Here is a 6,404-nt window from a genome sequence, read left to right as displayed (position 1 = left end):
GGGAGGGGAGTACGTCACTGTAGAACCTAACAAAGACGAAGAAATTGGATACGGTGCATACGAAGAGATCGGTATGCTGTCGGATGCTGGGAAGTTTTACTTTGGTACTTCAGCCAAAGATGGCGTGATTACATGGGGAGAATTTCGCGCAGCCTTGCGTTACCTAAACGACAAAGGCGAACCGCACAATCTAGCGCCTGAAGCGCTACAACAAAATCCAAATGCTGTAGCGACCGTGAATGCTTTGCTAGAACAAAAATTAGGAAATGTTGTGCATTTGAGCGAATAGTTCTTGCTTTGCACATTGGTTTGCGCTATTATCTAAAAAGGCTCAAAAAGCCTTTAGCTGCAACGTTCCTATCGTTGCAGGTCTTGTGCAAATAGCACAAGTAAGCTAAAAGTCAAATCAAGAAACCTTAAAAAAACACCCCAATCTCATCCGTAAGACTTGGGGTGTTTTTTTGTCAGAACGGAATCCATGAATACTCTTCGTCTTCACGTTTCTTTCTTTCCATGTAGTCTTTGTCGGCTTGTATGACACCTGCTTTGGTCAAGCCGCCAGTGTTCCATGTTAGGTGTAGGCGTGGCGTGATGATGTGCTTGTGGTCGTCTTTGGTCTTTTCAGACAGCCAAGTGATGCTTTGTGGGTCTTTGTGGGCTTGTGTGGCAAGTTCAATCAAACCCGGTGTGCTATAGTAAACCACGCTGCTGATGTGATGGTCTTCTTGCTTTAGGTATTTGATGAACGATATTTGCCAGTGGTGCGATGATGTGAATACTTTGTTCTCTTCATAAGGCGAGATGGCTTTGGCATTTACATACCTTGCTTGTAGTGATTCTACGTTATTCGTGTAGATGGTTGGCAAGATGTCATCGCTGTTTTTGGGGAGATAGTCATCCCGATACGGGTTATCTGTCAAAGCGTACAGCTTGTCATAATTTGGCAGATGTGTTGGCACTTCGTCATCATCTAGCATGAATGGCATGTGCGAATCTGTGGTATCGTAAAAATCTCCATATTCATCATAGATGGCTTTTAGTCTTTCGCATTCATGGTAATATTCTTGTAGGCTGGCTGCGGTATATTCACTGTTTTGGATTTCTTTGCCATCTTGGGTATAGTAAATACCAAGTAGGGCGCTGGTTTGTAAGCCAGATTCTAGAGCGTTTTTGATGGCGCTTGCTTTTGAGGTGAGTGTATCAAAGTTCATAAACAGCGTGTCATCGGTATTGGCTGAATCTGATAGCAGCAAGCTGTACATCAGACAGCGCACAAAGTGAATGTCTGTGTAGTTAAAAATGTTGCCAGTACGCCATTTGCCTTCAAACTCGTAGTAGTCGTAGAATAAATCTTGTGGGCGACGGTCGTCTTCTTCAGAAGCACGCATATTTCTGCGGTCGTCGTGCATGACAAACAAACGATACAAGCCATCGTCAGTAAATTGATTTTGTTTTGGGCCGGGTTTTAAGGCAATAACACGTCTTTTATCCACGTCTTGTAGATTGGTGAACCATTTGTTTTTTACGCTGGTCTTTGAAGGTGCGTATTTGATCGCCCAAGGAATTAAAATATCACCCAATAGGTTTAGACGCTCTTGTAAGAATTGCCCATGAAAAGCGTGCGCCCATGCGTCAATATAGCAGCGCTCTGAAGCTCTGGCGGCAAATTCACCATAGGCTTTTTTAGGATCCCATAAAGAATACACACGATCGCCTTGCATGATGCTGGTGCGCATATCTTCATCGGTGGCAAGACCCATATAATAAGTGGCGTATCTGGTTTCGTCCACCGCACGGTAAAGCTCTTCGCCTTCATCATTGGTGTAGATTAAGGTTTTGCGGTTGATGAGCGGAATTCTGCCAGCGGGGTCTTGGTCTTCATCCATTTTCTCCCAAGTGTCTAATTCGGCATAAGGCGCACCCAGTGCGTAGCTGGCAATCTTAGCCAGTGGGCTGTGTTTAAGCTGTTCTGTGATTTTATTGCTGCCTTGGCTTAGTAGCTCAAGTGCGTCATCTAGGGTGATTTTATTGATGGCATCAAATAAATCAAGCGCCATCCAAATCATCATGATGTCATCACGGGTCATCAAGCCGTTTTTACTGTCACCGCTGGCATCGTAATTTGCCCAGTCGGTGATGAGCGCCTGCATGGGCTTATCTGTGCTTTGTAGGCTTTGTTGTAGCCTTGTGGCTGGATCATCAGGGATAGCCACCATCGCCAATGGTTTGACAGGGCGGTTACATGGCATGGCAGCAATGGCCGCTCTTTGAATCATATTCACGCTGATGTTGTACTGCGTTTTATGTGGCTCTTCATAATAATGGCGTGGGGTGTTTTTATCGCTTTGGCGGATTTCATATTCGGTAAATGCTGGCATAAAACCAAACATTTCTCTGTCTTCACCCCAATGCGCCATTTCGCGCACAGACGCAAATTTCCATGCTTCTGTCGGCTCTGGTACGTCTTCTTTCATCAGTCCATGAAAGAACTCTCTGTCGTGCGTAATCGCCCAATGAATGCGCTTCCAATCAGCGATTCTCGCGTAGGGCGATTTGTAGTCTTGATTGTTAATACCAATACCTTGTTGTGATGAGAACTCTGGCTTATTTCTTGGTGCGCAGTGTGTTTGTACAAAGGGTGATGCGCCAGCTTCAGGCACATCTTTGGCCAGCCTTTTTTTACACTGATGATAAGATGATGTCAGCTCTAATATTTCAGGGTTGAAATTTTGATACCATTCATCTTCTCTGCGTCCTTCATAGACAGGCAAATCAGCGCGCATTTGTTCACGCAGCTCACGACTGTCAAGTTCTTCGTTTTCATCTGGCGTTGCCTTTTGTTTTTCACTTAGGATGGGCAAGAAATCGGCAATAGGGCGCATATCGCCATTTAATACAGGCACAAGCAGCTGATTAACCAAGTGCAGTGCAATCAGCTTGTCTTCATACGATAGGTTTAAAAGTGCCCATTCTAAATCTTCAGGAATGGCGATGCTGTGCTCTGTGGTAGGGATATTGGTGCCGTAAAATTGCGTAAGTGATGCTTTTTTCTCAAGGCTTAGGCGCAGCGCTCTGCCGTACATATTGCCATACAAGGCAGATTCGTCCTTTTCTTGGAAGGTGAACGGCACATTTGGGTAGATGTATTTGTCGCCAAGGGCTTGTAAAATGCCTTGATCGTCTAGGCCTTTTTGCTTTTGGGATAACGCCCAGTCGCGCAGGTTGTTTTTTGAGAGGGTATTTGGTTTTAGTTTGGCGAACTCTCGTCTTGCGCTGTTAAACCATGAGCTTTGCAGGGGTGGGTGGTATGTTTGTGCGTTTATGCTGTCTGGTAGTGGGATGTCTGTGTAGTCGTAGATGTCGTACCATGCGTTATTGACAACCTTGTCATAAGGCAGATTGTAGTCGTTATTTAGCCTTTCTTCTTTGATGGTTTCGAGTGCTTGTTGTAAGATGGGCGTGCGCTCAAATTCAGAATAATAAGCGCGCTTAAAATATAGATATTGCTTTTTTAAGTCGCTTTCGTGTGGTAGGGTACGACCAAAACAAGCGCGTAAAGACAAACCGTCTGACGGTGGACGGGTTACATCTTGCTTGTGGCGCTGCTCTTTTGGGGTAGGATCGTATGGGTTATGCGCTTCCCATTCTTCCCAATCTTCGTAGTTTTCTGGGTAGTCGTCAGCGTGCGGGGTAAAGTACATCGTTATTTCCTTTTTGCTAAATAAAAAATCAAATAAAAGTTTAAAAACCACTTGATTATAGCACAGACAAACCTAAAATATACAAGAAGCTTAGCAATATCAACCATTGCAGCATTTGTACGCTGTGGCATGGTAATTAACAGCGCACTGGCTAACGCCTATGGGAATTTAGGTGATGTATTATTGCTTTGCGTCTCATTTTGGTTCACAATAGCTGTAAGCCGATTTGGTCGGTGATTGATTTTTTTTATAAATTTAAGGAGTTTTTTATGAATGAATTTAAATATGTAAGCGCAGATAAATCAATGCCTTTAGAAGACTTTATCCATACCGTAAGGTTTGATTTTCCTTGCTGGATGGAAGGCTATGTAGACACCATCACTGTAGAAAAAACGAGCAGTGATGGTAGTGTTGAAACCGTAGAAATTCCAAGACTACTTGGCTATGATTACAAAACTGGTAAAAAACCTACCGAGCTAGACTTTAAAGAAACGCCTTTATATGTCACCAAAGAGCGTGTATGGGATATTATCTTCAGAAGAGAAATCGACCCACTTATTACCAAAGAAGAAGACCTTGCCAGTGTTTTGACTTCTATGCGTGGACTGGTGGGCGGTTATGAAGCACCTGAATTTGGTTGCCGTCGTGATGCCGCGATTGTGATTGAAGACGTCATCGAAACAACTGGCGTGGCTGAATTTAAATTTCCTGAAGGTGCAGATGTGGATGCGATGGACAACGCTACCATGCTGTCTTATCTAAAATATCACGACCCAAAGGCAAGGTTGCGCGGTTCACTTAAGATGGATTTACTACAATACATTTGCCTAGATCCAAATTCACCTGATTGTGCAGTTAAAATCAGAGATGATGCGCATGGTGAACAGCTGGCTAAAGAGCTTCGCGACTACCTAAAAAGCTTTTGGCCAGAGCGTTTCCCACGCGTAACCTACCACAAAAATATCGTCAGAAAAGACTCTGGTGAGACTAAAGGCGGTCCAGGCTTGTTGCTTAATGATATTGCTGTAGATGTTTTGGCAGAGCTGGCTATTATCACCGTTTCAGAAGTTTATTTTCATACCGGCAACCAGTACACAAGAAAGTTCTTTAAAGTCAATCGCGGGGCAGGGGACATCACCTACAACAACAGCCGAGGTTTTGACTTTAAGCGTTTCTATGAAGCCGTAGACCTACCAGAGAGCTAGCACCGCACCCATGCAAACCCTCAACCAAGAAGTGCTGGACAAATTAGCCAAATATGGCTTGAGCGCTGATTACTTACGCTTAGATGTGCACGCTTTACTACAAGGCGACCCCATCTTTGCCGAGCAAGTGGACGTGGTATTTGACAAAATCACGCCATTTTTAGTGCAGCAAGCAGTGATTGGCTTTGATTTTCGGGCATGTGCTGTGGTAGAGCAGCCATTCTTGGTTGAGCTGGCAAGACGACTGGCACTGGAAGGCATTACGCAAGATAATTTCACCCAGCGGCTAAAAGTGCTAAGCAAAGAAAACATTGCGCGGGAGTTGTGGGAGGGCTTTTAACAGCCCCTTGAAATCTACCTAAACCTACTCTTTATTACCCAATTATGAGTAGATTTATAAACAAATAAGGCAACCAATGATTCTCGGCCACACCATCGAGCTTAGCCCAAACAACAAACAAGCCACGCACTTGTCTATGGCAAGACAGTGAAAGAGCTGGATAGATTTTATCCGTCTAGTAAAACTTGTTCTTGCTGTGGATATAAACTTGAAGCACTTGCATTGTCTCAAAGACAATGGACTTGCCCAAGTTGTGATACAAAGCATGACAGAGATGTCAATGCTGCAAAGAACATTCTTGCGGTCGGGCTTGACCGTCTTGCAGAAGGAATCCCCTCGCTTTAGGGAGGGGAGGAAGTCAACAAATGGAATATAGATATTCAGAAAAAGCATTTCAACGTGGTGGTACAACGCACTTGGCAGGAAATGAATGGCTTTGCGTGCAGTGAACTTGAAGTTGATGAGCCAAGAAAGAGCATTGTCAGAAGCAAGAGTTTTGCGCAGAAAATAAACACCATAGAGTCGCTACAAGCCGCCATCAGCCATCATGTAGCCAGTGGGGCAGCTAAATTAAGGCAACAAAACAGCCGTGCGCATGTACTTACTGTAGCCATAAAAACCAATCCATTTAGCCAAGACAAGCAGTACAAAGGCGTAAAATCTGTGAGTTTGCCACTAGGTAGTAATGACACGCTAGAACTCAACCATCTTGCTCAAAAACTACTCACAGACGTTTACAGACAAGGATTTCACTACAAAAAATGCGGCATTGAGCTTAGCGGCATAGAATCTATCAGCAATCAGCAATTCAATCTGTTTGATACACCAAAGATTAGCGACAATCCAGCGTTGATGGCGACGATTGACGACATCAATAAGACATTTGGCAAAGGCGCTATCAAGTTAGGCACAGAATATCTGTCAAACGATTGGCAAATGCGCAGGCAGTTGATTAGCAGCAGATTCACGACAAGATGGGAAGAGCTACTGGTGGTTTGAGTTGTCTGAAAATTTTTTGAAAAATATTATCAGAATTGCTTGACATGTGCAGCTGGTTTGGATATTATAGCTGAGCAACATTAAAATCCGACCGCGAAGAAATTCGCGGTTTTTTATGCAAAAAATTTAAGCCAAATTTGTTAAACTTCGCATAATATA

5 protein-coding genes and 1 pseudogene are annotated in these 6,404 nt (G+C 43.8%); 5 read left to right on the top strand and 1 reads right to left on the bottom strand.

Features of this window, described 5'->3' with window-relative positions:
- A partial coding sequence (locus tag B0181_RS12175; protein ID WP_158078976.1) for a hypothetical protein occupies positions 1-289 on the top strand: 289 nt, incomplete at its 5' end.
- Between the two features lie 175 nt (positions 290-464).
- Here the strand turns inward: B0181_RS12175 and B0181_RS11215 are convergent.
- Positions 465-3,701 (bottom strand): hypothetical protein, encoded by a 3,237-nt coding sequence (locus tag B0181_RS11215; RefSeq protein ID WP_078277580.1) that lies wholly within the window; start codon positions 3,699-3,701, stop codon positions 465-467.
- A 269-nt stretch (positions 3,702-3,970) separates the two neighbouring features.
- Here B0181_RS11215 and B0181_RS11210 point away from each other — a divergent pair, with 269 nt between their 5' ends.
- The 4 genes and pseudogenes from B0181_RS11210 to B0181_RS11195 all read left to right on the top strand — a co-directional run bounded on the left by B0181_RS11210 (position 3,971) and on the right by B0181_RS11195 (position 6,245).
- Positions 3,971-4,906 (top strand): hypothetical protein, encoded by a 936-nt coding sequence (locus tag B0181_RS11210; protein WP_078277579.1) that lies wholly within the window; start codon positions 3,971-3,973, stop codon positions 4,904-4,906.
- A gap of 10 nt (positions 4,907-4,916) precedes the next feature.
- Positions 4,917-5,246 carry a hypothetical protein gene (locus B0181_RS11205; RefSeq protein ID WP_078277578.1) on the top strand — a complete coding sequence of 110 codons (330 nt, stop codon included), beginning with the start codon at positions 4,917-4,919 and terminating at the stop codon, positions 5,244-5,246.
- A gap of 135 nt (positions 5,247-5,381) precedes the next feature.
- Positions 5,382-5,591 (top strand): annotated as a pseudogene (locus tag B0181_RS12400) (zinc ribbon domain-containing protein); the annotation flags it as partial.
- 54 nt (positions 5,592-5,645) lie between these two features.
- Positions 5,646-6,245 carry a DinB/UmuC family translesion DNA polymerase gene (locus B0181_RS11195; RefSeq protein ID WP_143821607.1) on the top strand — a complete coding sequence of 200 codons (600 nt, stop codon included), beginning with the start codon at positions 5,646-5,648 and terminating at the stop codon, positions 6,243-6,245.
- Positions 6,246-6,404: the final 159 nt, after the last annotated feature.

This window comes from Moraxella caviae, assembly GCF_002014985.1.
Lineage (GTDB): Bacteria > Pseudomonadota > Gammaproteobacteria > Pseudomonadales > Moraxellaceae > Moraxella > Moraxella caviae.
Note: the sequence above shows the minus strand (reverse complement) of the source record. Positions and strands in the feature narration are given on the sequence as shown.